The sequence below is a fragment of the Streptomyces sp. NPDC046303 genome (assembly GCF_055588085.1).
Window position 1 is genome coordinate 134,409 of record NZ_JBVJFA010000003.1, and the last position, 25,995, is coordinate 160,403.

At 71.5% G+C, this 25,995-nt stretch carries 27 protein-coding genes and 2 riboswitches; of the genes, 12 read left to right on the forward strand and 15 right to left on the reverse strand.

The genetic code is table 11. From position 1 onward, the window contains the following. Positions 1 to 26: 26 nt before the first annotated feature. The gene (locus ACZ6I1_RS04115) at positions 27 to 950 is read left to right on the forward strand and encodes an NADP-dependent oxidoreductase (protein WP_469282840.1); all 924 of its coding nucleotides are present in this window, start codon (positions 27 to 29) and stop codon (positions 948 to 950) included. On the opposite strand, the gene mnmA is transcribed toward ACZ6I1_RS04115, so the two are convergent. Beyond that, the gene (gene mnmA / locus ACZ6I1_RS04120) at positions 947 to 2,083 is read right to left on the reverse strand and encodes a tRNA 2-thiouridine(34) synthase MnmA (protein WP_469282844.1); all 1,137 of its coding nucleotides are present in this window, start codon (positions 2,081 to 2,083) and stop codon (positions 947 to 949) included. The two genes, ACZ6I1_RS04115 and mnmA, sit on opposite strands and share 4 nt — an antisense overlap. Positions 2,084 to 2,151: 68 nt before the next feature. Here mnmA and ACZ6I1_RS04125 point away from each other — a divergent pair, with 68 nt between their 5' ends. Then, positions 2,152 to 2,814: an N-acetylmuramoyl-L-alanine amidase gene (locus ACZ6I1_RS04125; RefSeq protein WP_469282846.1), complete on the forward strand. Its 663-nt coding sequence runs from the start codon at positions 2,152 to 2,154 to the stop codon at positions 2,812 to 2,814. Here ACZ6I1_RS04125 and ACZ6I1_RS04130 read toward each other — a convergent pair. From ACZ6I1_RS04130 to ACZ6I1_RS04180, 11 genes are all read right to left on the reverse strand, one after another. Beyond that, positions 2,807 to 3,970, reverse strand: a complete 1,164-nt coding sequence (locus ACZ6I1_RS04130) for a cysteine desulfurase family protein (protein ID WP_469282847.1) — start codon at positions 3,968 to 3,970, stop codon at positions 2,807 to 2,809. The two genes, ACZ6I1_RS04125 and ACZ6I1_RS04130, sit on opposite strands and share 8 nt — an antisense overlap. A gap of 45 nt (positions 3,971 to 4,015) precedes the next feature. After that, positions 4,016 to 4,870: a thioesterase family protein gene (locus ACZ6I1_RS04135; RefSeq protein ID WP_469282849.1), complete on the reverse strand. Its 855-nt coding sequence runs from the start codon at positions 4,868 to 4,870 to the stop codon at positions 4,016 to 4,018. Between the two features lie 47 nt (positions 4,871 to 4,917). Beyond that, complete coding sequence (locus ACZ6I1_RS04140; RefSeq protein WP_469282853.1) at positions 4,918 to 5,574, reverse strand: trimeric intracellular cation channel family protein; 657 nt, start codon at positions 5,572 to 5,574, stop codon at positions 4,918 to 4,920. A 148-nt stretch (positions 5,575 to 5,722) separates the two neighbouring features. Continuing rightward, positions 5,723 to 6,835: an ABC transporter ATP-binding protein gene (locus ACZ6I1_RS04145; protein WP_469282855.1), complete on the reverse strand. Its 1,113-nt coding sequence runs from the start codon at positions 6,833 to 6,835 to the stop codon at positions 5,723 to 5,725. Next, the gene (locus ACZ6I1_RS04150) at positions 6,832 to 7,929 is read right to left on the reverse strand and encodes an ABC transporter ATP-binding protein (RefSeq protein ID WP_469282857.1); all 1,098 of its coding nucleotides are present in this window, start codon (positions 7,927 to 7,929) and stop codon (positions 6,832 to 6,834) included. Before ACZ6I1_RS04150 ends, ACZ6I1_RS04145 begins: the two co-directional genes overlap by 4 nt. Continuing rightward, positions 7,926 to 8,924, reverse strand: coding sequence for an ABC transporter permease (locus ACZ6I1_RS04155; protein ID WP_469282861.1), 999 nt, complete (start codon positions 8,922 to 8,924; stop codon positions 7,926 to 7,928). Before ACZ6I1_RS04155 ends, ACZ6I1_RS04150 begins: the two co-directional genes overlap by 4 nt. Before the next feature lie 152 nt (positions 8,925 to 9,076). Then, positions 9,077 to 10,852: an ABC transporter substrate-binding protein gene (locus ACZ6I1_RS04160; RefSeq protein WP_469282864.1), complete on the reverse strand. Its 1,776-nt coding sequence runs from the start codon at positions 10,850 to 10,852 to the stop codon at positions 9,077 to 9,079. Positions 10,853 to 10,926: 74 nt separating this feature from the next. Next, positions 10,927 to 11,922, reverse strand: coding sequence for an ABC transporter permease (locus tag ACZ6I1_RS04165; RefSeq protein ID WP_469282866.1), 996 nt, complete (start codon positions 11,920 to 11,922; stop codon positions 10,927 to 10,929). 451 nt (positions 11,923 to 12,373) lie between these two features. Then, on the reverse strand, positions 12,374 to 13,114 hold the full coding sequence (locus ACZ6I1_RS04170) for an enhanced serine sensitivity protein SseB C-terminal domain-containing protein (protein ID WP_469282868.1): 741 nt from the start codon (positions 13,112 to 13,114) through the stop codon (positions 12,374 to 12,376). 53 nt (positions 13,115 to 13,167) lie between these two features. Beyond that, positions 13,168 to 13,902 (reverse strand): enhanced serine sensitivity protein SseB, encoded by a 735-nt coding sequence (locus tag ACZ6I1_RS04175; protein ID WP_469282872.1) that lies wholly within the window; start codon positions 13,900 to 13,902, stop codon positions 13,168 to 13,170. A 264-nt stretch (positions 13,903 to 14,166) separates the two neighbouring features. Next, a complete protein-coding gene (locus ACZ6I1_RS04180) occupies positions 14,167 to 14,799 on the reverse strand; it encodes an AAA family ATPase (protein ID WP_469283219.1) in 633 nt (210 codons plus the stop codon). Between the two features lie 263 nt (positions 14,800 to 15,062). Beyond that, positions 15,063 to 15,166: riboswitch (glycine riboswitch) on the forward strand. Positions 15,167 to 15,327: 161 nt separating this feature from the next. On the opposite strand from ACZ6I1_RS04180, the gene gcvT reads away from it, so the two are divergent. The 4 genes from gcvT (at position 15,328) to ACZ6I1_RS04200 (ending at position 19,843) form a co-directional block, all read left to right on the forward strand. Then, the gene (gene gcvT, locus ACZ6I1_RS04185) at positions 15,328 to 16,443 is read left to right on the forward strand and encodes a glycine cleavage system aminomethyltransferase GcvT (RefSeq protein ID WP_469282874.1); all 1,116 of its coding nucleotides are present in this window, start codon (positions 15,328 to 15,330) and stop codon (positions 16,441 to 16,443) included. Positions 16,444 to 16,532: 89 nt separating this feature from the next. Beyond that, positions 16,533 to 16,913 carry a glycine cleavage system protein GcvH gene (gene gcvH, locus ACZ6I1_RS04190; protein ID WP_469282878.1) on the forward strand — a complete coding sequence of 127 codons (381 nt, stop codon included), beginning with the start codon at positions 16,533 to 16,535 and terminating at the stop codon, positions 16,911 to 16,913. Positions 16,914 to 16,927: 14 nt separating this feature from the next. Next, the gene (gene glyA, locus ACZ6I1_RS04195) at positions 16,928 to 18,184 is read left to right on the forward strand and encodes a serine hydroxymethyltransferase (protein ID WP_469282880.1); all 1,257 of its coding nucleotides are present in this window, start codon (positions 16,928 to 16,930) and stop codon (positions 18,182 to 18,184) included. 276 nt (positions 18,185 to 18,460) lie between these two features. Beyond that, positions 18,461 to 19,843 (forward strand): L-serine ammonia-lyase, encoded by a 1,383-nt coding sequence (locus tag ACZ6I1_RS04200; protein WP_469282883.1) that lies wholly within the window; start codon positions 18,461 to 18,463, stop codon positions 19,841 to 19,843. Positions 19,844 to 19,868: 25 nt separating this feature from the next. Here the strand turns inward: ACZ6I1_RS04200 and ACZ6I1_RS04205 are convergent, their stop codons facing one another. Beyond that, the gene (locus ACZ6I1_RS04205; RefSeq protein ID WP_469282885.1) at positions 19,869 to 20,486 is read right to left on the reverse strand and encodes a hypothetical protein; all 618 of its coding nucleotides are present in this window, start codon (positions 20,484 to 20,486) and stop codon (positions 19,869 to 19,871) included. Between the two features lie 169 nt (positions 20,487 to 20,655). Here ACZ6I1_RS04205 and ACZ6I1_RS04210 point away from each other — a divergent pair, with 169 nt between their 5' ends. After that, on the forward strand, positions 20,656 to 21,174 hold the full coding sequence (locus ACZ6I1_RS04210) for an AMIN-like domain-containing (lipo)protein (protein WP_469283221.1): 519 nt from the start codon (positions 20,656 to 20,658) through the stop codon (positions 21,172 to 21,174). A gap of 13 nt (positions 21,175 to 21,187) precedes the next feature. On the opposite strand, the gene ACZ6I1_RS04215 is transcribed toward ACZ6I1_RS04210, so the two are convergent. Next, on the reverse strand, positions 21,188 to 21,901 hold the full coding sequence (locus ACZ6I1_RS04215; protein ID WP_469282887.1) for a flavodoxin family protein: 714 nt from the start codon (positions 21,899 to 21,901) through the stop codon (positions 21,188 to 21,190). Positions 21,902 to 22,158: 257 nt separating this feature from the next. After that, a riboswitch (cobalamin riboswitch) is annotated at positions 22,159 to 22,352 on the forward strand. A 29-nt stretch (positions 22,353 to 22,381) separates the two neighbouring features. Here ACZ6I1_RS04215 and ACZ6I1_RS04220 point away from each other — a divergent pair. From ACZ6I1_RS04220 to ACZ6I1_RS04240, 5 genes are read left to right on the forward strand one after another with little or no spacing between them, the layout of a single operon-like run. Further along, the gene (locus ACZ6I1_RS04220) at positions 22,382 to 23,077 is read left to right on the forward strand and encodes an energy-coupling factor ABC transporter permease (protein WP_469282889.1); all 696 of its coding nucleotides are present in this window, start codon (positions 22,382 to 22,384) and stop codon (positions 23,075 to 23,077) included. Continuing rightward, positions 23,077 to 23,469 carry an energy-coupling factor ABC transporter substrate-binding protein gene (locus ACZ6I1_RS04225; RefSeq protein ID WP_469282891.1) on the forward strand — a complete coding sequence of 131 codons (393 nt, stop codon included), beginning with the start codon at positions 23,077 to 23,079 and terminating at the stop codon, positions 23,467 to 23,469. Before ACZ6I1_RS04220 ends, ACZ6I1_RS04225 begins: the two co-directional genes overlap by 1 nt. A 3-nt stretch (positions 23,470 to 23,472) precedes the next feature. Beyond that, positions 23,473 to 24,222 carry a cobalt ECF transporter T component CbiQ gene (gene cbiQ / locus ACZ6I1_RS04230; protein WP_469282893.1) on the forward strand — a complete coding sequence of 250 codons (750 nt, stop codon included), beginning with the start codon at positions 23,473 to 23,475 and terminating at the stop codon, positions 24,220 to 24,222. Then, positions 24,219 to 25,040, forward strand: coding sequence for an ATP-binding cassette domain-containing protein (locus tag ACZ6I1_RS04235; RefSeq protein ID WP_469282896.1), 822 nt, complete (start codon positions 24,219 to 24,221; stop codon positions 25,038 to 25,040). The genes cbiQ and ACZ6I1_RS04235 overlap by 4 nt, the downstream gene beginning before the upstream one ends. 56 nt (positions 25,041 to 25,096) lie before the next feature. Next, positions 25,097 to 25,693 (forward strand): PadR family transcriptional regulator, encoded by a 597-nt coding sequence (locus tag ACZ6I1_RS04240; RefSeq protein WP_469282898.1) that lies wholly within the window; start codon positions 25,097 to 25,099, stop codon positions 25,691 to 25,693. A gap of 46 nt (positions 25,694 to 25,739) precedes the next feature. Here ACZ6I1_RS04240 and ACZ6I1_RS04245 read toward each other — a convergent pair whose 3' ends face one another. Next, positions 25,740 to 25,952 carry an EF-hand domain-containing protein gene (locus ACZ6I1_RS04245; protein ID WP_469282900.1) on the reverse strand — a complete coding sequence of 71 codons (213 nt, stop codon included), beginning with the start codon at positions 25,950 to 25,952 and terminating at the stop codon, positions 25,740 to 25,742. Positions 25,953 to 25,995 lie beyond the last annotated feature (43 nt).

Sequence of the window (25,995 nt, forward strand, 5' to 3'; positions counted from 1 at the left end):
GCGAAAACGCACCTGAGGAGACACATATGCGCGCCGTCGTCGTCAGCCAGTGGGGCGGACCCGAGGTACTGACCGAGACCGAGCTGGACCGGCCGGAGCCGGGCATGGGCGAGATCCTCGTGCGGGTCCGCGCGGCCGGGGTGAACCCCGTCGACTGGAAGACCCGGGCCTCCGGCGCCCTGATCCCCTGGGGACCGGTCCCGCAGGTCGGCTGGGACGTGTCCGGCACGGTCGAGGCGGTCGGACCGGGCGTGACCCTCTACCGGGCGGGCGACGAGGTGTACGGGATGCCCCGCTTCCCGCAGCAGGCCGGCGCCTACGCCGAGTACGTGACCGGTCCCGCCCGGCACTTCGCCCGCAAGCCCGCCTCGCTGGACCACGTGCAGGCGGCCGCGCTGCCGCTGGCGGCGCTGACGGCCTGGCAGGCGCTGGTGGACACGGCGGGCGTCTCGGCCGGGCAGCGCGTGCTGGTGCACGCGGCGGCCGGCGGGGTCGGGCACCTGGCGGTGCAGATCGCCAAGGCGCGGGGCGCGTACGTGATCGGCACCGCGAGCGCGGGCAAGCACGAGCTGCTGCGCGGCCTCGGCGCCGACGAGGTGATCGACTACCGCACCACGGACTTCGAGGGCGCCGTCACGGACGTGGACGTCGTGATCGACGCCATCGGCGGGGACTACGGGCAGCGCTCGCTGAGCGTGCTCAAGCCGGGCGGCCACCTGGTGACCCTGCCCGGCCCCGACGGCGTCCCGGCCGACACGCGGGGCGTGCGGGCGGCGTGGGTGCTGGTGGAGCCGGACCTCAAGGGTCTTCAGGAGATCGCGGCCCTGGCCGACCAGGGGCTGCTGAAGCCGCTGGTCGACACGGTGCTGCCGCTGGAGCAGGCCGCGAAGGCCCACGAGATCGGCGAGCGGGGCCGGACGACGGGCAAGATCGTCCTGACGGTCGCCTAGGCGGAGGCGGCGGCCGTGGCCCGGGTGGTCGTGGCGATGGTGGCGGAGCCGACCACGCGGGTGCCGTCGTAGAGCACGATCGCCTGGCCGGGGGCCACGCCGCGGACCGGCTCGGTGAAGGAGACGCGCAGCTCGCCGTCCACGACCTCGGCGAAGACCTCGGTCTCGCCGCCGTGGGCGCGCAGCTGGGCGGTGTACGTGCCCGCGGTGGCGGCCTGTGAACCGCACCAGCGGGGGCGGATCGCGGTGAGCGCGGTGACGTCCAGGGCCTCGGCGGGGCCGACGGTGACGGTGTTGTTCACCGGGGAGATGTCGAGGACGTAGCGGGGCTTGCCGTCGGCGGCGGGGTGGCCGATGCGCAGGCCCTTGCGCTGGCCGATGGTGAAGCCGAAGGCGCCGTCGTGGGTGCCGATCTTCTCGCCGGACTCGTCGACGATGTCGCCCTCGGTCTTGCCGAGGCGGTTCGCGAGGAAGCCCTGGGTGTCGCCGTCGGCGATGAAGCAGATGTCGTGGCTGTCGGGCTTCTTGGCCACGGCCAGGCCGCGCTGCTCGGCCTCGGCGCGGATCTCTTCCTTGGTGGTGAGGGTGTCGCCGAGCGGGAAGAGCGCGTGGGCGAGCTGCTTCTCGTCGAGGACGCCGAGGACGTACGACTGGTCCTTGGCCATGTCGGAGGCGCGGTGCAGCTCGCGGGAGCCGTCCGCGTTCTCGACGACGGTGGCGTAGTGGCCGGTGCAGACGGCGTCGAAGCCGAGGGCGAGGGCCTTGTCGAGCAGCGCCGCGAACTTGATCTTCTCGTTGCAGCGCAGGCAGGGGTTCGGGGTGCGCCCGGCCTCGTACTCGGAGATGAAGTCCTCGACGACGTCCTCGCGGAAGCGCTCGGCGAGGTCCCAGACGTAGAAGGGGATGCCGATGACGTCCGCGGCGCGGCGGGCGTCGCGGGAGTCCTCGATGGTGCAGCAGCCGCGGGCGCCGGTCCGGAAGGACTGCGGGTTCGCGGAGAGCGCGAGGTGGACGCCGGTCACGTCGTGCCCGGCTTCGACCGCGCGGGCGGCGGCGACGGCGGAGTCCACGCCGCCGGACATGGCGGCCAGGACGCGGAGGGGGCGGGCGGTGCGCGGCAGGTTCTCAGTCATAGCCCATCCAGAGTACGGGGGAACCGAGCGGGGTCACAGCGCGTTATCGGCTACGGGGGGTGGATCACATGGCCGAGCAGGGGAACAAGGCATCGAAGCCGGGCAGGACCCGCAGGGCGGTGCTCTTCGGCGGGCTCGGGCTCTTCACGGTCGCGGCGATCGCCGGGCGCGAGGAGATCGGGCGGGCGTGGTGGCTGGTGCCGGGGGTGAGCAAGCCGCGCAAGGAGGGCGAGCTGGACCACGTCGGCGCGAGCTGGACGGCGGCGTCGCCGGCGAACTGGCGGATGGCGGACCGGCCCGACGACTACCGGGTGGACCGGATCGTCGTCCATGTCACACAGGGTGGCTTCGCCTCCTCCGTGGACGCCTTCAAGAACCCCTGGCACAAGGCGTCCGCCCACTACATCGTGCGCGGCGACGGCCACATAGAGCAGATGGTGCGCGAGCTGGATGTGGCGTTCCACGCGGGCAACCGCTCGATGAACGAGCGCAGCATCGGCATCGAGCACGTGGGTTACGTGGACCGGCCGAAGGACTTCACGGACGCGATGTACGCGGCCTCGGCCCGCCTGGCGGCCGATGTCTGCCGCAGGTACGGCATACCGGCGGACCGCAAGCACATCGTCGGCCACTCCGAGGTCCCGGGCGCCGACCACACGGACCCGGGCCGCCACTGGGACTGGGACCGCTACATACGCATGGTCGGCGAGGCGCTCCGCGTCCCTAGCTGAGGCCCGCCGTGCGGGCGCGTTCCACGGCCGGGCCGATGGCCGCGGCCAGGGCGGCGACGTCTTCCTTGGTGGAGGTGTGGCCCAGCGAGAAGCGCAGGGTGCCGCGGGCCAGCTGGGGGTCGGTGCCGGCGGCCAGCAGGACGTGGCTGGGCTGTGCCACGCCGGCGGTGCAGGCCGAGCCCGTGGAGCACTCGATGCCCTGGGCGTCGAGCAGCAGCAGGAGGGAGTCGCCCTCGCAGCCGGGGAAGCTGAAGTGGGCGTTGGCCGGGAGCCGGTCCTCGGGGTCTCCGCCGAGGACGGCGTCGGGAACGGCCGCGCGGACGGCGGCGACCAGCTCGTCGCGCAGGCCGCCGATCTCGGCGGCGAAGCGTTCGCGCCGCTCGGCGGCGAGGACGGCGGCCACCGCGAAGGAGGCGATGGCCGGCACGTCGAGGGTGCCGGAGCGGACGTGCCGCTCCTGGCCGCCGCCGTGCAGTACGGGGACGGGGGTCTGGTCGCGGCCCAGCAGCAGGGCCCCGATGCCGTACGGGCCGCCGACCTTGTGACCGCTGATGGTCATGGCGGCGAGGCCGCTGCCGGCGAAGTGGACGTCGAGCTGTCCGAAGGCCTGGACGGCGTCGGAGTGCAGCGGGATGCCGTGTTCCCCGGCGACGGCGGCCAGTTCGCGGATCGGCATGACCGTGCCGATCTCGTTGTTCGCCCACATGACGGTGGCCAGGGCCACGTCGTCGGGGTTGCGCTCGACCGCCTCCCGGAAGGCGTCCGCGTGGACCCGCCCGTAGTGGTCCACGGGCAGGTACTCGACCCGGGCACCCTCGTGTTCGGCGAGCCAGTGCACCGCGTCGAGCACCGCGTGGTGCTCGACGGGGCTGGCCAGGATCCGCGTTCTGCCCGGGTCGGCGTCCCGGCGGGCCCAGTAGAGGCCCTTGACGGCGAGGTTGTCGGCCTCCGTGCCGCCGGCGGTGAAGACCACCTCGCTGGGGCGGGCGCCGATCGCGTCGGCGAGGGCCTCGCGGGCCTCCTCGACGGTTCGGCGCGCCCGGCGGCCGGCGGCGTGCAGGGAGGACGCGTTCCCCGTGGCGGCGAACTGCGCGGTCATCGCAGCGGCGGCCTCCGGCAGCATCGGGGTGGTGGCGGCGTGGTCGAGGTAGGCCATGATCCCTCGATTCTACGAGCCCGCCGGGCCGCCCTCGCCCGCCCGTCAGGTACGCGGGGCGCGGGCCAGCTGCCGGGACTGGGCGACCAGGTGGCCGGCCGAGTCCCAGACCTCCGCGTCCTCCTCGAGGAAGCCGCCGGCCAGGTTGCGGGTGGTGATGGCGATCCGCAGCGGGCCGGGGGCCGGGCGGCGCCGGATGTGGGTGGTGAGCTCCACGGTCGGGGTCCAGCCCATCAGGCCGAGGTCGAAGGCGGTCGGCGGCAGCGCGTCCACCGCCAGGAGCATGGACAGCGGGTCGGCGTCGCGGCCGTCGGCCAGCTCGAACCAGGCCCGCATCTCGCCCTTGCCCGAGGGCGCGCCCAGCGCCCAGCCCGCGGTCGCGGGGTCCAGCCGCAGCCGGAGCCGGTCGACGATCGCGGAGCTCCCGGGGATCGGCGCCGGGCCGGCCTCGGGGCCGATGCAGTCCTCGTAGGAGGGCATGACGGGCGGCAGCGCCGTGGTCCGCACGTCGTCGGACAGGGCGGAGAGGTCGCCGTAGGAGGCGAGGACGCGGATGCGCTCGACCTCGGCGCCGCTCTCGTCGTACTGGAACAGGGAGGCCTGCCCGGTGGACAGGGTGCGGCCGACGCGGACGACCTGCGTGCGGATCACGGCGGGGCCGGGCACGGAGGAGGTCAGGTAGTGCGCGGAGACGGTGAAGGGGTCCGGGTGCGGCAGGGCCGCCGACAGGGCCCGGCCGACCAGGGCCAGCAGGTATCCGCCGTTGACGGCGCTGATGATCGTCCAGCCGGAGGAGAGCTCCGCGTCGTACACACCGGGCTCGTCCGCGCGCGCGGTGATGGTGGTGTCGCGGTCGAACTCACTGTCGCCGATGGTTGCCTGGGCAGCTGCGTGTGACATGAAACCGACGGTACACCCCTTACCTACTAAGCGGTAGCTTTCTTTTGTTACGGCTCTTCGGCCACCGAGGAGCGGCGGTTCCAGGCCAGGGGCGCGCGCCAGTGGTAGCGCATGGCGAGCAGGCGCAGCACGAAGGTGGTGACGATGGCGAGACCGGTGGTCACGGCGTTGAGGACGTCGAAGCCGATGAAGACGGCGACCATCGAGGCGCCCACGACGGCGGGCACGGCGTACATCTCGCGGTCCCGCAGCAGCGAGGGCACCTCGTTGACGAGTACGTCGCGCAGGACGCCGCCTCCGACGGCCGTGGCCAGCCCGAGGGCGGCGGACGCGGTGAGACCGAGGCCGTATTCGTAGGCCTTGGTCGTGCCCGTCACGCAGAACAGCCCGAGGCCGGCCGCGTCGAAGACGTTGATGGCGCGGTTGATCCGCTGGACCTCGGGGTGCAGGAAGAAGACGATCGCGGCGGCGATCAGCGGGGTGAGGAAGAAGCTGAGCTCGCCGAAGGCGGCCGGGGGGACCGCGCCGATGACGAGGTCGCGGAAGAGGCCGCCGCCGAGCGCGGTGACCAGGGCGAGAACGGCGATGCCGAAGACGTCGAAGTTCTTGCGGACGGCGAGCAGGGCGCCGGCGGTGGCGAAGACGAAGATGCCGGCGAGGTCCAGGGCATGCTGAATCCCCGGCGGGAAGAGATCGTGGAGCACCGGGCCATTGTCGCCTGTGGCGGGCCGGTCCCCCGCCGGGCAGCCGGGAGGTGCCCTGAGCCGGGCCACCGGGGAAGCTCGGAGGCGGGCCGGGGGGAGGGGTGCCGGCGGGGCTGGAGGGATCCGGCCCCGCCGGCGGATTCGGCCGCTACTCCGAAACCGTGGCCACCGCGTCCGCCGCGCCCGGCAGGGGCTCGTCGCCCGGTGCCTGGTCGGGGGCGTTCTCCGGGTGGTGGCAGGCCACCTGGTGGCCGGTCTTCAACGCCAGGAGCGGCGGCTCCTGCGTCGTGCAGATCTGCGTCGCCTTCCAGCACCGCGTGTGGAAGCGGCAGCCGCTCGGCGGCGAGATCGGCGACGGCACGTCGCCCTTGAGCAGGATGCGGCCGCTCCGCGCGCCGCGCCGCCGCGGGTCCGGCACCGGCACGGCCGACATCAGCGCCGTGGTGTACGGGTGCATCGGCGCCTCGTACAGCGACTTGTTGTCCGCCAGCTCGACGATCTTGCCGAGGTACATCACCGCGATGCGGTCCGAGACGTGCCGGATCACCGACAGGTCGTGCGCGATGATCACGTACGTGAGGCCGAGCTCCTGCTGGAGGTCGTCCAGCAGGTTGACCACCTGGGCCTGGATGGAGACGTCGAGCGCCGAGACGGGCTCGTCGGCCACGACCAGCTTCGGCTTCAGCGCCAGGGCCCGCGCGATGCCGATGCGCTGGCGCTGGCCGCCCGAGAACTCGTGCGGGTAGCGGTTGTAGTGCTCGGGGTTGAGGCCCACGAGGGACAGCAGCCGCTGGACCTCCGCCTTGAGCCCGCCCTCGGGCTCCACGCCCTGCAGCTTGAAGGGCGCGCTGACGATGGTGCCCACCGTGTGCCGGGGGTTCAGCGAGCCGTACGGGTCCTGGAAGATCATCTGGATGTCGCGGCGCATCGGCCGCATCCCGGCGACGCCGAGGTGCGTGATGTCCTTGCCCTCGAACTCGACGGTGCCGCCGGTCGGCTCGAGCAGCCGGGTGATCAGCCGGCCCATGGTCGACTTGCCGCAGCCGGACTCGCCGACGACGCCGAGGGTCTCACCGCGCCGGACGTCGAAGTCGATGCCGTCGACGGCCTTGACCGCCCCCGCCTGCCGCCGCAGCAGCCCCTTCGTGATGGGGAAGTGCTTGGTCAGGCCGGTGACCTTGAGCAACAGCTCAGGAGCGTCGGGAGAGTCCGTGGCCTGCTCGGGAATGACGGCCGGATCCGTCTTCTGGGTGTCGGTCACAGCTTCGGCGCAATCTCTTCGGTCCAGATCCGGGTCCGCTCCTCCTGCGACATGTGGCAGGCGGACCAGTGGCGGGTGCCGTCTTCCTCGACCAGCTCCGGGCGCACCGTGCGGGTCACGTTGCCCTTGGGTACGTCGGCGTACGGGCAGCGCGGGTTGAAGGCACAGCCGCTCGGGATGTTGATGAGGCTGGGCGGCGAGCCCTTGACCGGGATCAGGCGCTCGGTCTGCTCCCGGTCGATGCGCGGCATCGAGCCGAGCAGACCCCAGGTGTACGGGTGCCGGGGCTCGTAGAAGACCTTCTCCGCGGTGCCCCGCTCGACGCACCGGCCGCCGTACATCACGAGGAGTTCGTCGGCCATCTCGGCGACGACGCCGAGGTCGTGCGTGATCATGATGACCGCCGAGCCGAACTCCTGCTGGAGGTCCCGGATGAGGTCGAGGATCTGCGCCTGGACGGTGACGTCGAGGGCGGTCGTCGGCTCGTCCGCGATGAGCAGCTCGGGGTTGTTGACCAGCGCCATCGCGATCATGGCGCGCTGGCGCATGCCGCCGGAGAACTCGTGCGGGTAGCTGTCGACCCGCTTGTGCGGCTCGGGGATGCCCACGCGGTCCAGCAGCTCGACGGCGCGCGTGCGCGCGGCCTTCTTGTCGACCTTGTTGTGGACCCGGTAGGCCTCGGCGATCTGCTTGCCGATGGTGAAGTACGGGTGCATCGCGGACAGCGGGTCCTGGAAGATCATCGCGATCTCCCGGCCGCGCAGCCTGCGCACCTCGTCCTCGTCGGCGGAGAGCAGTTCCTTGCCGTTCAGCCAGATCTCGCCGGAGATCTGCGCCCGCTGGCGGCCGTACTGGCCGACGCGGTGCAGGCCCATGATGCCGAGCGAGGTGACCGACTTGCCGGAGCCGGACTCGCCGACGATGCCGAGGGTCTTGCCCTTCTCCAGCGAGAAGGAGAGTCCGTCGACCGACTTGACCAGTCCGTCCTCGGTCGGGAAGTGCACCTTGAGGTCGCGTACCTCGAGGAAGGCGGTGGAGGGCCGCGTGCCGTCGACGGGCTCGTTCAGAGCGCCGGTCTTGGTGAGATCGGTCATGACAGCCTCACTCGGGGGTCGATCACCGCGTACATGAGGTCGACGATGAGGTTCGCGGCGACGACGAAGAACGCGGAGATCAGGGTGATGCCCAGGATGACCGGCAGGTCGTGGTCGCTGATGGCGCGGACCGCGTTGTAGCCGAGGCCGTGCAGCGAGAAGGTGGACTCGGTCAGCACCGCGCCGCCCATCAGGGCGCCGAGGTCCAGGCCGAGGACGGTCAGGATCGGCGTCATCGTGGAGCGCATGGCGTGCTTGCCGATGACGACGGGTTCCGTCAGGCCCTTGGCGCGGGCCGTGCGGATGTAGTCCTCGTTGAGGACTTCGAGCATGGTCGCGCGGGTGAGCCGCGCGTACATCGCCGCGTAGAGGAAGGCGAGCGAGACCCACGGCAGGATCATGCCGTTGAACCACTTGCCCGGATCGGCGGCGAACGTCGCCTCGGGACGTCCGAACCAGCCGAGCTGGTCGGAGAAGAAGGCGATGAAGAGCATGCCCGTGAAGTAGATCGGGAGGGAGACGCCGGCGAGGGCGACGCCCATGGCCGAGCGGTCCAGGACCGTGCCGCGCTTGAGGGCGGAGACGACGCCGGTGGCGACACCGCCGATGACCCAGAGCACGACGGCACCGGCCGCGAGCGAGAGGGTGACCGGCAGCCAGTCCAGCAGCAGCGGCCACACCTCCTGCTCGGTCTTGAAGGAGTAGCCGAAGCAGGGCGCGGCGCATTGCGTGACGTCGGAGCCGTTGGCGTACGTACGACCCGCCACCAGCCCGACGACGAACTTGCCGAACTGGACGAGGATCGGGTCGTCGAGACCCATCTTCTGCCGGATGCCCTCGATGGCGGCGGGGTCGGACTGCTTCCCGACGAAGTACAGCGCCGGATCCGTCCCGATCAGCTTCGGGAAGAGGAAGAAGATTCCGAAGGTCACCAGCGAGATGACCAACAGCATGACGATGACGGCGAAGATCCGTCGGATGAGATATGCAAGCACTGCGCTCGGCCTGGCTGCGGCCCGGGGGCGCCCCCTTCTGGAGAGCGCCCCCAAGCCGTAACCGCGGCCATCACCTGCCCTTCGTGCCTAGCGGGTGTGGCACTGGAACACTGGAACTGGACTGCCTGGCTGACTGCCTGACGGACGAACCGTTACTTCATGACGCCCAGCGACGCGTAGTCGTACCGGCCGTTGTAGGCGTCGGAGGTGTAGGCGTTCGTCAGACGGCTCGAACGCCAGGTGATCGTCTTGTCGTAGACGAAGGGCAGGTAGACCGCGGCCTCGGAGACCTTCTGGTTCATCTGCTTGTAGATCTCGCCGGCCTTGTTCGGGTCGGTCTCCGCGATGGCGTCGTCGAACAGCTTGTTGATCGCCGGGTCGTTCAGCTCGGAGAAGTTGTTGTTGCCGCTCTGCAGGATGAAGCGGCCGTCGACCAGCGGCTGGGAGAAGCCCTGCCCGGTCGGGAAGTCGGCGCCCCAGCCCATGATGATGATGCCGTAGCCCTTCTCCTTGACGACCTTCGGCGAACCGATGATGCCGGAGGTCTGGGCGCCGTCGAACTGGTCGACGTCGGCCTCGATGCCGACCTGCTTCAGGGCGTTCTGCAGGGAGACGGCCGTGGCGACCTCGACCGGCTTGTTGTTGCGGACCGCGATGGTGGTCTTGAAGCCTTCCGGCTTGCCGCAGGCCTTGAGGGCCTCCTTGGCCTTCTCGACGTTCGGCTTGCCGTCGTTCTTCAGGACCTCGTACGGGTCGTACTTGCCGTCGGAGCCCTTGATGCCCAGCGGGAGCATGTTCGGGGCGATGTCGCCACCGGCCTGCGGGCCGCCGCGGGCGGTCTGCAGGGACTTCTTGTCGGCCGCGTAGATGACGGCCTTGCGGCACTCGATGTTGTCGAACGGCGCGACGGTCTGCGGGAACACGGCGTACCGGATGAAGCCGGTCTGGCCGTTGTCCAGGTTGTCCTTGTGGTCCTTCAGCGCGGTGGCGCGGGCCGCCTGGCCGATGCCGGTCGCGTTGAGGTCGAGGTCGAACTCGCCGTTCATCAGACGCTTGTCCATGTCGTCCGCGTTCGACATGAACGTGACCGAGATGGAGTCCGGGAGCGCCTTGCGGATGGTGTCCGACTCGGGCTTCCAGTGCTCGTTGCGCGAGAGCTTCATGCTCTTGTTGGGCTCGTACGAGTCGATCTTGTACGGGCCGTTCGAGAAGGGCTTCAGGCCGTACTTGGCCGCCGTGTCCTTCTCCTGCTTGACCGGGCTCGCCGCCGGCATGGCCAGCATCTGCTCGAAGTCACCGTTGGGCGCCGGGAGCTTGAAGATGATGGTCTTCGCGTCCGGGGTCTCGATCGCCTTGAGGCCGAGCTTGTCCGGGGCGGTGTCCTTGTACGGGCCCGGGTACTCGGTCTTCGGGTCGAGGACCTGCATCAGGTAGACGGGGCCGCCGGAGATGACGTCCTGGGCCCAGGTGCGCTCGATGCCGTACTTGATGTCCTGGGCGGTGACGGGGGTGCCGTCCTCCCAGGTCACGTTGTCCTTGAGGGTGTACTTGTACGTCTTGCCGCCGTCGCTGATCTCGGCCTTGGCCGTGGCGAGGTCGGGGACGAGCTCGGTGCTCTGCTCACCCGGGGCCGGCTTGTAGCTGACCAGCTGGCGGGTGTAGTAGCGGGAGAAGTCCCACATGAAGCCGTAGTAGCCGCGCTGCGGGTCCCACGAGTCGGCTTCCTGGGTACCGACGAACTTGAGCTCGCCGCCCTTCTTGTCCGAAGCGTTGGCGATCTTGCCGATGCCGGCGTTGAAGCCTCCGGCGGACGCCGGCTTGTCTTCCTTCTTCTCGTCTCCGCCACAGGCGGTCGCGGTCAGCATGACCGCGAGCACGACGGCTGTGCCAGCGGCAAGCCTGCGCTTCGACGTGCGATGGGTAGTCACGATGCTCGCAACCCTCCGTTGTAGTTACGGTGTACGTACGGCTCGGAGCCGGTTCCTGGTGTGCCCTGCGATGGCTAGCGGGAGCCCTTCGGGTCGAGGGCGTCACGGACGCCGTCGCCGAAGAGGTTGAAGGCCAGCACGGTGATGAAGATCGCTACGCCCGGGAAGATCATGAAGAGCGGATCGTCCTCGTAGGTCCGCACGGCCGTGGAGAGGGTTTCCCCCCAGGACGGCGTGGGCGGCTTGACGCCGACTCCGAGGAAGCTCAGGGCGGCCTCGGTCAGCACGTTGGTGGGGATCATCAGCGTCGAGTAGACGGTGATGGGCGCCACCAGGTTCGGGAGCAGTTCGCGGAAGAGGATGTACATGCGGCCCGCGCCGAGGCTGCGCGCGGCTTCGACGTACTCGCGCTCGCGCAGGGACAGGGTCTGCCCGCGCACGATGCGGCCGATGTAGGGCCAGCCGAAGAAGCCGATGACCAGCACCAGCACGGCGATCCGCAGGCCCGATCCCTCGAAGCCCCAGAGCTTGCTGGGGATGACGGAGATCAGCGCGATGATGAAGAGCAGTTGCGGGAAGGCGAGCAGCAGGTCCATCACGCGGCTGATCGCCGCGTCGATCCAGCCGCCGAAGTAGCCCGCGATGATGCCGAAGAAGGTGCCCAGCGTGACCGCCACGAAGGCGGACAGGAAGGCGACCAGGAGCGAGATCCGGGCTCCGTAGACGATCCGGCTGAAGACGTCGCGGCCGTTGACCGGCTCGACGCCCAGCAGGAAGTCGCTGCTCATGCCGCCCCAATCGCCGGCCGGCAGGCCGAGCAGCGGGTCCAGCAGGTCCTCGTGCAGCTCCTCCGGCGGGTGGCCGAAGGCCTTGACGATCAGCGGCGCGAAGATCGCGACGAGGATCAGCAGGAGGACGATGACACCGCCCGCCAGGGCGACCTTGTCACGCTTGAGGCGCAGCCAGGCGATCCGCCACGGCGAACGCCCCTCGATCGCCTTCTGGGGAACTCCGGGGGCGGCCACGGCTGCGGGCTCGGCCGCGCTGGTGTCGTGCAGTGGTGCCGTCATCGTGGTGGGGACCCCTCTCGGCCGACGGTGGCCGGCCCATGCCCGCCGCTGTGGCGGCTTGTTTCTTTCGGCGTCGCTTGATGGTGCGATGGGCGCGAAATGCGCCTGAAGTGCACGTGAAGGGCTGGTGATTGTCTGATTGACCGGCCTTCGGTGGGGGGAGTCTTCAACGCCCTCTCAATCGGCCGCCAGACCTGCCGGGGATGTGATGCGCAACCGTGATCTGCACCGACACCTTCCGTTATCCGAACCGCGCGCTCTGTTGAGCGGTGAAACACCGCCCGTTCGGCGCGGAACGGACATCCGGCCCAACTGCCGTTTCGGGCATGGATCTTGGGCGCATTCGGTGGATATGCGGAAGGCCGCACCGGTGGGTCCGGTGCGGCCTTCGAGGCGAATGTCTCGCTCTGCGGATGTCTGGAATGCGGGCGGCGGGGGCCCGGCGCTCGGGTCAGTACGCCGGCGCCTGGCCCTCGCGGTCGTAGAACGGGCGGGTCTGCGCGCGCAGCCACATCGCGACGGGGTCGTGCTCGTCCGCCAGCGCCACCGTGCACACGGGGACGCCCTCGGGGACCACGCCGACCGACTGGCGCATCATCTCCCGTACGGACTCCAGCGCGGGCGCGGAGGCGTCGTACAGGTCGAGCCCGACCGCGAGGTACGCGGACCCGAGCGCGGGCTGCACCCAGGCGCGGCGCAGCGACCGGACGGCCGGGGTGCGGTGCGCGTGCTGGGTCAGCAGCCCGTAGAACTGCGGGAGCTCGAGGGAGGGCTCGGACAGCCGCAGCGGCCCGGCCGGCATCCGGTCCAGGCCGGTCGCGATGCGGCGCAGGTCGGCCCACGGGACGCCGAGGCCGCCGCCCTGGGCGTGCGGGTTGAGCCACAGGCCCCAGCGGTCCGGGTAGAGCGCGCGGGCGATGTCCCGGCCGGTGACGACCTCGTAGCCCCGGTTCCAGCCGCTGGCGGCCAGCTCCTGCGGGGAGGTCACGCAGGGCGCGTAGCCGAGGCTCTCGACCTCCATGCCGCCGTACTGGGCGTCGGGGGAACCCGGCTGCCCCTGCCAGAGCAGCATCCACAGCCGGCCCTCGGAGAGGGCATGCAGGAGTGACTCGTAGCTCTCATAGCGCCCGGGAGTCACCTGGCGCAGCATGTGCTCGACCTGCCCGGCCGCGGCCGTGCCTGACGCACTCACCCGGTACCCCTCTTCGTCCGCCCGTCGTCCACGCGTACCCAGCTTAAGCGGCGCTACGGCAGGTAGAAGGGGCGTACGCGCTCACGAATCCAGTCTGTGACCGGGTCCTGCACGGCGTCGAGGAGGATCAACTGCACGGGCCAGGGCGCCGGAACGCGGGCCAGGGCCCGGCCGAGGGCCTCCATCGGCGCGTTTCGCATCTCAGGCTCCCATCCCACCAGGCGGACACCGATGAACAGTTCCGGGTCCCCGCCCTCGACGCTGGCGAGGCAGCGGTGGGCGGCGGCGACCACGCCGGTGGTCCGGAACTCCTCCGCGGCGGCGGTCAGGAAGTCCACGGGGTCCTCCTGCCAGTCGGGCTCGTAGAGCCGGACCCGGCCGCCGGTGGACGGCCCGTCGAGCGGGCTGCGCCCGGTGCGGCACAGTTCCGCGACGGCGGGCGGGGGCAGAGGGACGCCGACGGCGCCCTCGGGGTTGAGCGCGATGCCGAGCTGCGGGGGCAGGCCGCGGGCGAACGCGACGGCGGGGGCCACGGCGAAGTCCATGCCGGGGCCGACGCACTGGCGGAACTGGGCCTCGGAGCTGTAGACCGGGACGTACGCGGCCCCGCCGATGTCCATGGTCGGCAGGTCGAGAGCGGCGGCGTCGGGGGCGCCGCCGGCGGGCAGCGGCACCCAGACCTCGCTGCGCCCGAGCACCTCCAGGATCCGGCCCCCGGCATCCGGCTGCCCGAGCGCCGCCCCGAGCACCTGCTCCAGCTCATTCCCCGGCCAGCCGCCGCCTTGCATGTGCCCCTGCTTCCGTCACCCGCGGGTTGTCGCCCCGCAGGCTACCCGCCCGCCCCCCGGCTGCGCCCAACCCCCCGGGGCTCCGCCCCGCACCCCGCGCCTCAAACGCCGGCGGGGCTGGATTCGGGCCATGCCGTCCGCCCGGCGCGACTCAAGGTGCTCCTCAAACGCCGGAGGGGCTCGATTCGGCTGATGCCGGCACAACCCAGCCCCTCCGGCGTTTGAGGAGCGGGGTCTGGGGCGGAGCCCCAGCACCAGCGGCGGTCAGCCGTGGAAGGCGATCCGCGTCACCTCGGCGGCCGAGCGGCGGTCCAGGAGGGTGACCGAGGCGCAGCCCGGCGGCGGATGGCCCGCCTCCGCGAAGCCGAGGAGGCGTGCCACCGCGGTCCGGTGGCGGGCGAAGGCGTACGCCGTGACCCGCCGGCCCCGCGCCGCCTGACCGGACAGCGCCTCCTCCGGGCTGCTGTCCAGGAGCAGCAGGTGCAGCGCCCGGCCCCGGCGGCGCGCGGCCGCCGCGAGCAGGCCGCGCACCCAGGCCTGGGTGCCGCAGTCGTGGACGATCACCGAGGCTCCGGAGCGCAGGGTCCGCCACAGCCCCCAGTAGTGCGCGGCGCGCACCAGCGGCCGGTACACCCCGTACGGCAGGCCCGCCGGCATCCGCCGCTCCCAGCGCTCTCGCGTGTCCTGGGAGTCGATGGCGGCGCCCTCGCCCGCCGCCCTCTTGATCAGCGTGCTCTTGCCCCCGCCGGGCAGGCCGGACACCACGACGATGTCACCCTGGGCGAAGCCGAGCCGGCGCGCCCCCCGCGCCCCCGGCCCGCGCAGGTCCCGTACCCGGCCGCCGCCGGTACCGGCGCACGCCGTGCCGGCGCCGTCGGCGGCGCCGACGCCGCCCACGCCGCCGACGGCCCCGCGCGGCACCGGGACCGCGTCCACGGTCCCCGCAGCCGCCGCGCTTACGAATCTCCGCACAGTGTTCGCCTCCCCCGAATCGGGTCACCCGGACCCTTGCCCACTGAGTGTAAAGAGACGGTAATCCGGCAGCACCGGTTTCCGTCCGGCCCTGCCGGCCCCCGCACGGACTTTCGGGGCCCCACGCCCGATCACCGCGGTGGCGTGCAATGATGTGCGCCATCTGGACCAACTGCATACCGGCCGCTTGAATCCGCGCGGGAGAGTCCCGGCACGCCGCGAGGCCGTGCACGGGCGCCGAAGGAGCAAGAACCTCCCTTGAATCTCTCAGGCCCCGTACCGCGTGGATGAGGCAGATCTGAAAAGCGAGCCGTCCGACCGACGGCTCCACCCAAGGTGCAAGCCGAGGGTCTCCGGCGACGGGGGCACTCTCGGCGAACCTCTCAGGTTCCGATGACAGATGGGGAGGACCTTCCTCGTCATGTCATGCCCTGGGACTCGGGAGCCACACCCATGAGCACTTCCCCCCGTCTGACCGCCCTCGATGCGCTGCACCGCTCGCTCGGTGCGACCATGACCGACTTCGCGGGCTGGGACATGCCCCTGCGGTACGGCAGCGAGCGCGACGAGCACAACGCCGTGCGCACCAAGGCCGGACTCTTCGACCTCTCCCACATGGGCGAGATCACCCTCACCGGCCCGGAGGCCGTCAAGGTCCTGGACTACGCGCTGGTGGGCAACATCTCCACCGTCGGCGTCGGCCGCGCCCGCTACACGCACATCTGCCAGGAGGACGGCGGGATCCTCGACGACCTGATCGTCTACCGCCTCGGCGAGACCGAGTTCATGGTCGTCGCCAACGCCTCCAACGCCCAGGTCGTGCTGGACGCCCTGACCGAGCGCGCCGCCGGCTTCGACGCCGAGGTCCGCGACGACCGCGACGCGTACGCGCTGATCGCCGTCCAGGGCCCCGAATCCCCCGGCATCCTCGCCTCGCTCACCGACGCCGACCTGGACGGGCTCAAGTACTACGCCGGCCTGCCGGGCACGGTGGCCGGAGTGCCCGCGCTGATCGCCCGTACCGGCTACACCGGCGAGGACGGCTTCGAGCTGTTCATCGCCCCCGAGCACGCCGTGGAGCTGTGGCAGGCGCTGACCAAGGCGGGCGAGGGCGTCGGCCTGGTCCCGGCCGGCCTGTCCTGCCGCGACACCCTCCGCCTGGAGGCGGGCATGCCGCTGTACGGGCACGAGCTGACCACCTCGCTCACCCCGTTCGACGCGGGGCTGGGCCGGGTGGTGAAGTTCGAGAAGGAGGGGGACTTCGTCGGCCGTGCCGCGCTGGAGGCCGCCGCCGAGCGCGCCGCCGGCAACCCGCCGCGCAAGCTGGTCGGCCTGATCGCCGAGGGCCGCCGCGTCCCGCGCGCCGGGTTCGCCGTCGTGGCCGACGGCCAGGTCATCGGCGAGGTCACCTCGGGCGCCCCGTCGCCGACGCTCGGCAAGCCGATCGCGATGGCGTACGTCGACGCGGCCCACGCCGCGCCCGGCACCTCCGGCGTCGGCGTGGACATTCGCGGTACGCATGAGCCGTACGAGGTCGTGGCCCTGCCGTTCTACAAGCGGCAGAAGTAACCCTCCGTACGCCGGCTCCGCAGTACCGGTCGTCTCAGTACCCAAGACCGCAGTCGTATCCACTCCCCCGCATCCAGGAGAATCAGGTCATGAGCAACCCCCAGCAGCTGCGTTACAGCAAGGAGCACGAGTGGCTGTCGGACGCCGAGGACGGCGTCGCGACGGTCGGCATCACGGAGTTCGCGGCCAACGCGCTCGGTGACGTCGTCTACGCCGACCTCCCCTCGGCCGGCGACACGGTGACCGCGGGCGAGACCTGCGGCGAGCTGGAGTCGACCAAGTCGGTCAGCGACCTGTACTCCCCCGTCTCCGGCGAGGTCGTCGAGTCCAACCAGGACGTCGTCGACAACCCGGCGCTCGTGAACACGGACCCGTTCGAGGGCGGCTGGCTGTTCAAGGTGCGCGTCGCGGAGGAGCCGGCCGACCTGCTCTCCGCTGACGAGTACGCCAAGCTCACCGCCGGTAACTGACCCAGGGGATCCTGATGTCCGTACTGAACACCCCTCTCCACGAGCTCGACCCCGACGTCGCCGCCGCCGTCGACGCCGAGCTCGTGCGCCAGCAGTCGACCCTGGAAATGATCGCGTCGGAGAACTTCGCTCCGGTCGCCGTCATGGAGGCCCAGGGCTCGGTCCTGACCAACAAGTACGCCGAGGGCTACCCCGGCCGCCGCTACTACGGCGGCTGCGAGCACGTCGACGTGGTCGAGCAGATCGCGATCGACCGCATCAAGGCGCTGTTCGGCGCCGAGGCCGCGAACGTCCAGCCGCACTCGGGTGCGCAGGCCAACGCCGCCGCGATGTTCGCGCTGCTGAAGCCGGGCGACACGATCATGGGCCTGAACCTGGCCCACGGCGGTCACCTGACCCACGGCATGAAGATCAACTTCTCCGGCAAGCTCTACAACGTGGTCCCGTACCACGTCGACGAGACCGGCCAGGTCGACATGGCCGAGGTCGAGCGCCTCGCCAAGGAGTCCAAGCCGCAGCTGATCGTCGCGGGCTGGTCCGCCTACCCGCGCCAGCTGGACTTCGCCGCCTTCCGCCGCATCGCGGACGAGGTCGGCGCGTACCTGATGGTCGACATGGCGCACTTCGCCGGCCTGGTCGCCGCGGGTCTGCACCCGAACCCGGTGCCGCACGCCCACGTCGTCACCACCACCACGCACAAGACCCTCGGCGGTCCGCGCGGCGGTGTCATCCTGTCGACGCAGGAGCTGGCCAAGAAGATCAACTCCGCGGTCTTCCCCGGCCAGCAGGGCGGCCCGCTGGAGCACGTGATCGCCGCCAAGGCGGTCTCCTTCAAGGTCGCGGCCTCGGAGGAGTTCAAGGAGCGCCAGGTGCGCACCCTGGAGGGCGCGAAGATCATCGCCGAGCGCCTGGTGCAGCCGGACGTCACCGAGGTCGGCGTCTCCGTCCTCTCCGGCGGTACGGACGTCCACCTGGTCCTGGTGGACCTGCGCAACTCCGAGCTGGACGGCCAGCAGGCCGAGGACCGGCTCCACGAGATCGGCATCACGGTCAACCGGAACGCCATCCCGAACGACCCGCGTCCGCCGATGGTCACCTCTGGTCTGCGCATCGGTACGCCGGCGCTCGCCACGCGCGGTTTCGGCGCCGAGGAGTTCACCGAGGTCGCGGAGATCATCGCGGCCGCGCTGAAGCCGGCGTACGACAGCGAGTCGCTCAAGGCCCGCGTCTCCGCGCTCGCCGCGAAGTTCCCGCTGTACCCGTCGCTCTGAGCAACGGCTAGGGGGGCCCGGCCTTGTTTCGCACAGGGCCGGGCCCTTTCTCATGGCCCGAACCCGGTCCTGGAGGCCGACGCGGCCGGGCGGGGCGAGCGGCGGCTGCGGAGTGTGAGCCCGACACCCGCCCGACCCGTCCCCGTCATGCTCACCACGTCCTGCGGCGGACGAGCCGTTCATTTCCCCGCGATAAGCTCGTCTGCCGGACAAAATCCGAACAATCCACCTCTCCTGCCCCCTCCACCCCACGAGCAGACAAGGGAGTCCGCCACCGTGGCCATCTCCGTGTTCGACCTCTTCTCCATCGGCATCGGCCCCTCCTCCTCCCACACGGTCGGTCCGATGCGGGCCGCCCGGATGTTCGTGACGCGGCTGAAGAAGGACGGGGTGCTCGCCCAGACCGCGTCCGTGCGCGCGGAGCTGTTCGGCTCCCTCGGCGCGACCGGCCACGGCCACGGCACCCCCAAGGCGGTGCTGCTGGGCCTGGAGGGCCACTCCCCGCGCACGGTGAACGTGGAGACCGCGGACGACGAGGTGGAGCGCATCCGCAAGAGCGGCCGGCTGCGGCTGCTGGGCGCGGAGATAGGCGATGGCCACGAGATCGCCTTCGACGAGCCGAACCAGCTGATCCTGCACCGCCGCCGCTCGCTGCCGTACCACGCGAACGGCATGACCCTCTTCGCGTACGACGCCTCCGGCACCCCGCTGCTGGAGAAGACGTACTACTCGGTCGGCGGCGGTTTCGTCGTGGATGAGGACGCGGTCGGCGAGGACCGGATCAAGCTCGACGACACGGTGCTGAAGTACCCCTTCCGCTCCGGCGACGAGATGCTGCGCCTGGCGAACGAGACCGGCCTGTCGATCTCCTCCCTGATGCTGGAGAACGAGAAGGCCTGGCGCACCGAGGACGAGATCCGCGAGGGCCTGCTCGAGATCTGGCGCGTCATGCAGTCCTGCGTCGCGCGCGGCATGTCCCGCGAGGGCATCCTCCCGGGCGGGCTGCGGGTCAAGCGCCGGGCCGCCTCCACGGCGCGCCAGCTGCGCACCGAGGGCGACCCGATGATGCACCGCAGCGAGTGGACGACCATCTACGCGATGGCGGTCAACGAGGAGAACGCGGCGGGCGGCCGGGTCGTGACCGCCCCGACCAACGGCGCGGCCGGGGTGCTGCCGGCGGTCCTGCACTACTACACGAACTTCGTGCCCGGCGCGGACGAGGACGGCGTGGTCCGCTTCCTCCTCGCCGCCGGCGCGATCGGCATGCTGTTCAAGGAGAACGCCTCGATCTCCGGCGCCGAGGTCGGCTGCCAGGGCGAGGTCGGCTCGGCCTGCTCGATGGCGGCCGGCGCCCTCGCCGAGGTCCTGGGCGGCACCCCGGAGCAGGTCGAGAACGCGGCCGAGATCGGCATGGAGCACAACCTGGGGCTGACCTGCGACCCGGTCGGCGGCCTGGTCCAGATCCCGTGCATCGAGCGCAACGGCATGGCGGCGGTCAAGGCGGTCACCGCGGCGAAGATGGCCATGCGCGGCGACGGCAGCCACAAGGTCTCCCTCGACAAGGTCATCAAGACCATGAAGGAGACCGGCGCGGACATGAAGGTCAAGTACAAGGAGACCGCCCGCGGCGGCCTCGCGGTCAACGTCATCGAGTGCTGACGCCACACGGCCCCCGACGCCCGGCCTAGGCCCGCAGGGCCTTGAGGCAGCCCTTCGCGAAGTCCGCCACGGACGCGTCGAACGCCTTGAGGCTCTCGGGGGTGGGCAGCGAGCGCGCCTCGGCCGTGACGGTGATGTCGATCATCAGGTTGCTGTCCCGGAGGCGCAGCTCCCGCACCTGGCGCCGGTCGTCCGGCGCGTTGAAGCCGAACTGGTAGGCCTCCCTGCCGACGCCCTTGACCTCGGCGAGGCCGAGGTCGGGGTTGTCCGTGCGGGTGTTCTCGCGGGCCCTGGCGAAGACGTCCTTCGCGAAGTCGACGCTCTGGCCGTAGGCGAGGTCCAGCTCGACCTTGACGTTCCCGTACTTCGCCGGGCCGGTTTCGACGAGCGGCTGGACGCACTGGACGCCCGGGGCGCCCCCGCCGGACCGCTTGACCCGGTCCGCGGCCTCCTCCCGCGCGCCCAGCGGGTCGGCGAGCTCGCCGTAGGGCAGCACGTTGCAGATCTCGTCCGTGGCCTTCCACGGGTAGCCGCCCTTGCCCTCCTGGGAGACCTCGCGGTCCGCGTCGCCGCCGCAGGCGGTGGCTGCCAGGAGCAGGACCAGGGCGACCGCCGCACGGCGGGGAAGACGGGGACGACGCATCCGGTTCTCTCCTGTCGAACGGGGCCGGTACTCCACTCAACCACCCTGCCATCAAAGGAGGTTGCGCACCGGCGGAAAAGCCGAACAGGAAGTGGAACTGCGAGGTCCACGGCGGCGTCCTAGGCTGTGTCACAAGTCCCCGTCTCTCGAGAATCGAGGGGACGTCATGATCCACGCACGTCTCCGGCAGTTCACGGCCCTGGCATCCGGCGCTCTGCTCGTCGCCTGCCTCTCGTTCGCCGCGCCTGCCTCGGCCACCACCGCCGCCGCCGCTGCCACCGCCGGCGCCACCACCCAGACGCAGACCCCGCTCGTCGTCAACGCCCGCTGGGGCGGGCACGCCACGTACGACCGGATCGTCATCGACACGCAGGGGTACGTCCCCACGGTCACCGTCACTCCCGTCCCGCAGCTGTTCCACGACGGGTCCGGCAAGCCCGTACCGCTGGCCGGGAAGTACTTCCTGGAGATCCGCCTCAACCCCGCCGCCGCGCACGACGACGCGGGGCAGAGCGTCTACCAGGGGCCCAGGCTCCAGAAGATCTACCTGGGCAAGCTCAAGGGACTCGCCCTGACCGGCGACTACGAGGGGTACGTGACCTTCGGCGCCGCCTTCGACACCCTGCCGTACTACCGCGCCTACGCCCTGCACTCACCGGAGCGGTTCGTCGTGGACATCGCGCACTGAGCCGGTGCGGCGCCTACCGGTGCTCGGGGTTCGGGAAGTCGAAGCGGCAGCCCGCGTCCCACAGCGAGCGCTGGTTCCCGTGGGCCGGGATGCCGCCCGAACGCTTGAGCAGGGCGGCCAGGTGCATCAGGTTCCACGACATGAAGGCGGTGTTGCGGTTGGTGAAGTCGTTCTCCGGACCGCCCGAGCCCGGGTCGAGGTAGGAGGGGCCCGGCCCGGCCTCGCCGATCCAGCCGGCGTCGGCCTGCGGCGGGATCGCGTACCCGAGGTGCTGGAGGCTGTAGAGGACGTTCATGGCGCAGTGTTTGACGCCGTCCTCGTTGCCGGTGATCAGCGCCCCGCCGACGCGCCCGTAGTAGGCGTACTGGCCGCTCTCGTTCAGGAGGGAGGAGCAGGCGTAGAGCCGCTCGATGACCTGCTTCATCACGGAGCTGTTGTCGCCGAGCCAGATCGGGCCGCAGAGGACGAGGATGTCGGCGTCCATGATCTGGCTGTAGAGGACCGGCCACTGGTCGCTCTCCCAGCCGTGCTCGGTCATGTCCGGCCAGACGCCCGTGGCGATGTCGTGGTCGACGGCGCGGATGAGCGAGGTCCGGGCTCCCGCCGCTGCCATGACCGCGCGGCTCTTGTCGATCAGCCCGTCGGTGTTGCTGGTCTCGGGCGAGCGCTTGAGCGTGCAGTTCACGTAGACGGCGGTCAGGTCTGAGTAGTCGTAGTCGGCAGCCACGGTCCCAGCCTGTGCGGGGCCGGCCGGGGCCGCCACCGGGCCGCGCCCGTACGGGGGCCCGTCCCGGTCGCGCGTACGGAACGGCGCGGCGCGGCGGAAAAGGCCGTATCCGGCCGTCACCGCGACGGCGAACTCCCGTGTCGGCGGGGGCCCTTGGTACGGATGGTGCCGCAGTGGCCGCGCCCCGTGACCGGCATACGGAATCCGGCCACCTCGTGGCCCGTTCGAGGCGGGTTGTTACCGGTCCCCACGTCCGACTAGGGTCAGCGGGCCTTGGTGTTCGGGAAACCGGTGGGAAACCGGTGCGGCCCTCGCCACTGTGATCGGGAAGTCCGGCTCCATCCTGCGGGAAGCCACTGGGCCCGCGCGGGATACCTCGCGGCCCCGGGAAGGCGGAGCCCGGGCATCAGCACCCGTGAGCCAGGAGACCGGCCGGGGCGCGTTGTCCATCCACGAGGTGCTGGAGAGGTCTCCCCACTCATGCATATAGCCGAGGGTTTTCTACCCCCGTTGCACGCGGTCGCCTGGGGCGCCGCGTCCGCTCCCTTCGTCGTCCACGGCGTCCGGGCCCTCACCCGCGAGGTGAAGGCCAATCCCGAGAGCACGCTCCTGCTCGGCGCGTCCGGGGCGTTCACGTTCGTCCTGTCGGCGCTGAAGGTCCCTTCGGTGACCGGCAGTTGCTCCCACCCCACCGGTACCGGGCTCGGGGCCATCCTCTTCAGGCCGCCGATCATGGCGGTGCTCGGCACGATCACCCTGCTCTTCCAGGCGCTGCTGCTGGCGCACGGCGGGCTCACCACCCTCGGCGCCAACGTCTTCTCGATGGCGATCGCCGGGCCCTGGGCGGGCTACGCCGTCTACCGACTGCTGCGCACGTTCGACCTGCCGCTGATGGTGGCGGTGTTCTTCGGAGCGTTCTTCGCCGACCTGGTCACCTACTGCGTGACCTCCGTCCAGCTGGCGCTGGCCTTCCCCGACGCGGCGACCGGGTTCACCGGCGCGCTGGTGAAGTTCGCGGAGATCTTCGCGCTCACCCAGATCCCGCTCGCGGTGAGCGAGGGGCTGCTGACCGTGCTCGTGATGCGCCTGCTGATGCAGTCCAGCAAGTCGGACCTGGTCCGGCTCGGCGTCGCCAAGCTCACCGGATCCGAGAAGCAGCGGGGGGCGACGGTCTGATGACCAGGAACGCGAAGATCAACTCCCTGCTGCTGCTCCTGGTGGCGGCGCTGGCCGTGCTCCCGCTCGCGCTGGGGCTGGGGGACGACAAGGAGGAGCCGTTCGCCGGCGCCGACGGCCAGGCCGAGGCGGCCATCACCGAGCTCAAACCCGACTACGAGCCGTGGTTCACGCCGCTGTACGAGCCCCCCTCCGGGGAGATCGAGTCGGCGCTGTTCTCCCTCCAGGCGGCGCTGGGCGCGGGCGTGCTCGCGTACTACTTCGGCGTCCGCCGAGGCCGGCGCATGGCTGCCGCGGGCATGACGGCGACCGGTACGGACACCGCCACGACCCCGGACGCGGGCCCGGACGCGACCCCGGACACGGGCCCGGCAGCCGGCGCGGAGCGCTAGGCGGTGCTGCCGATCGACGCGGCGGCGCACAGCAGCCGCTGGCGCCACCGCCATCCGCTGGAGAAGGCGCTGCTGGGGATCGGCCTGACGGTCACCGCGGTGTGCCTGCCGCCCTGGCCCGGCGGTCCGCTGGTCGGAGCGGCCACCCTGTGCGTGCTCCTGGGGCCCGCGGGGGTGGCCGGGCGGCAGCTGTGGCGGGCGTTCCGGATCCCGCTCGGCTTCTGCTTCACCGGGGCGCTGCCCCTGCTGGTCGCCGTCGGGGGGCCGGCCGGGTTCGTCTCGCTGGCCCCGGACGGCCCCCGGCAGGCCGCCGAGCTGCTGCTGCGCACCTCGGCGGCCTCGCTCGGCGTGCTGCTGTTCGCCTTCACCACCCCGGTCTCGGACGTGCTGCCGCGGCTGGTGCGGGCGGGGGTCCCGGCCCCGGTGGTGGACGTGGCCCTGGTCATGTACCGGATCGGGTTCCTGCTGCTCGACTCGCTGGCCCGGATCCGCCAGGCCCAGGCGGCCCGCCTGGGCACCACCGGCCGGGCCGCGGCGTGGCGTTCGGTGGCGGGGCTCGCCGCGACCTCGTTCGTACGGGCCTTCGACCGCGCGGCGCGGCTCCAGTCGGGCCTCGCCGGGCGGGGCTACGACGGCGCGCTGCGGGTGCTGGTCCCGGAGTCCTCGCTGTCCTGGCGGTTCCTGACCTGGTCCGGCGTACTGCTGACCGGCCTGGTCGCCGTCACTCTCGTGCTGAAGGAGCTGTACCTGTGAGGCCGTTGGTGGAACTGGTGGGCGCGGGCTACGCGTACGAGGACGGGCCCGCCGTGCTCTCCGGGGTGGACTTCGGGATCCCCGAGGGCCGGGCGCTGGTGCTGCTCGGCCGCAACGGCAGCGGCAAGACCACGCTGATGCGGCTGCTGAGCGGCGGCCTGAAGCCGGGCTCGGGCGCGCTGCACCTCGACGGCAGCGTGGTGACGTACGACCGGGCCGGCCTGACCCGGCTGCGGACGGCGGTCCAGCTCGTCGTGCAGGACCCGGACGACCAGCTGTTCGCGGCCTCGGTGGAACAGGACGTCTCCTTCGGGCCGATGAACCTGGGCCTGGAGGTCGCGGAGGTCCGCGAGCGGGTCGATTCCGCCCTCGCCGCGCTGGACATCACCGCGCTGCGGGACCGGCCGACCCACCTGCTCTCGTACGGGCAGCGCAAGCGCGCGGCGATCGCGGGAGCGGTGGCGATGGCTCCGCGGGTGCTGATCCTGGACGAGCCGACGGCCGGTCTGGACCCGGACGGCCAGGAGCGGCTGCTGGAGGTCCTGGCGGGGCTGCGCGCCTCGGGGACCACGGTGGTGATGGCCACGCACGACGTGGACCTGGCCGTGCGGTGGGCCGACGACGCCGCGGTCCTGACCCCGTCGGGCATCCGCGTGGGCCCGGCCCAGGCGCTCCTCTCGGATCCGGCCCTGCTGGCCGGGGCGGGCCTGCGCCAGGCCTGGTCCCCGGCGGTGACGGCCCTGCTGCGCGCCCACGGCCTGCTCGCCGCCGGCCTCCCCGGCCCGCGCACCCCGGAGGCGCTGGGCGACTGGCGCTGAGCCACGGGCGCCGAGCGGCCTCGGGCCCTGCCCGGGGGCGTCCCTAGGATGGCGTCATGTCGCTCCCCCACGCCATCCTCACCGCCCTGCTCGAGAAGCCCTCGTCCGGGCTGGAGCTGACCCGGCGGTTCGACAAGTCGATCGGGTACTTCTGGTCCGCGACGCACCAGCAGATCTACCGGGAGCTCGGCAGGCTGGAGGAGTCCGGGCTGATCCGGGCGCTGCCGAGCGAGGTGCCCGTGCGGGGGCAGAAGAAGGAGTACGAGGTCCTGGCGGCGGGCAGCGCGGAACTGGCGCGGTGGGTCGGCGAGAGCCAGGACCCCAAGCCGATGCGCGACCCCCTGCTGCTGCGCATCCGCGCGGCGGGCGTCGTGGGGCCGCAGGGGCTGGGCCCCGAGCTGCGGCGCCACCTGGAGCTGCACCGGCGGCAGCTGGCGCAGTACGAGGCGATCGAGGAGAAGGACTTCCCGCCGGAGCGCGACGCCGTGGAAGACCGGCTGCGCCGCCTGGTCCTGCACGGGGGGATCGCCCTGGAGTCCTTCTGGCTGCACTGGCTGGAGGAGGCCCTGCGCGAGGTCGGGGAGATGACGGCCGACGGCTCAGGCCCCGGCCCCGGCCCCGGTTCCGGTTCCGGTCCCGGCGCCGGGGCATGAGTGCGCCCCCGTCCCGGCAGGCGGGACGGGGGCGGCGCGGGACCCACTACTTGCCGAGGGCGGCCCAGAACTCGTCGAAGCTCAGCAGGCCGTCGCCGTTGGCGTCCTTCGCGGCGAGCACCGCGTCCGCGACCGCGCCGGTGACGTAGGCGTCACCCATGGCCTTCATGGCCGCGCTGTACTCGTCCGCCGTGATGAAACCGTCACCGTTCACGTCGAACTTGTCGAACGTCGCCCGTGCGCTCTCGATGTCCGCCACTGGGTCCACCCCTTCTTGCTGCTTGTTGACCGGCTCAGGGTAG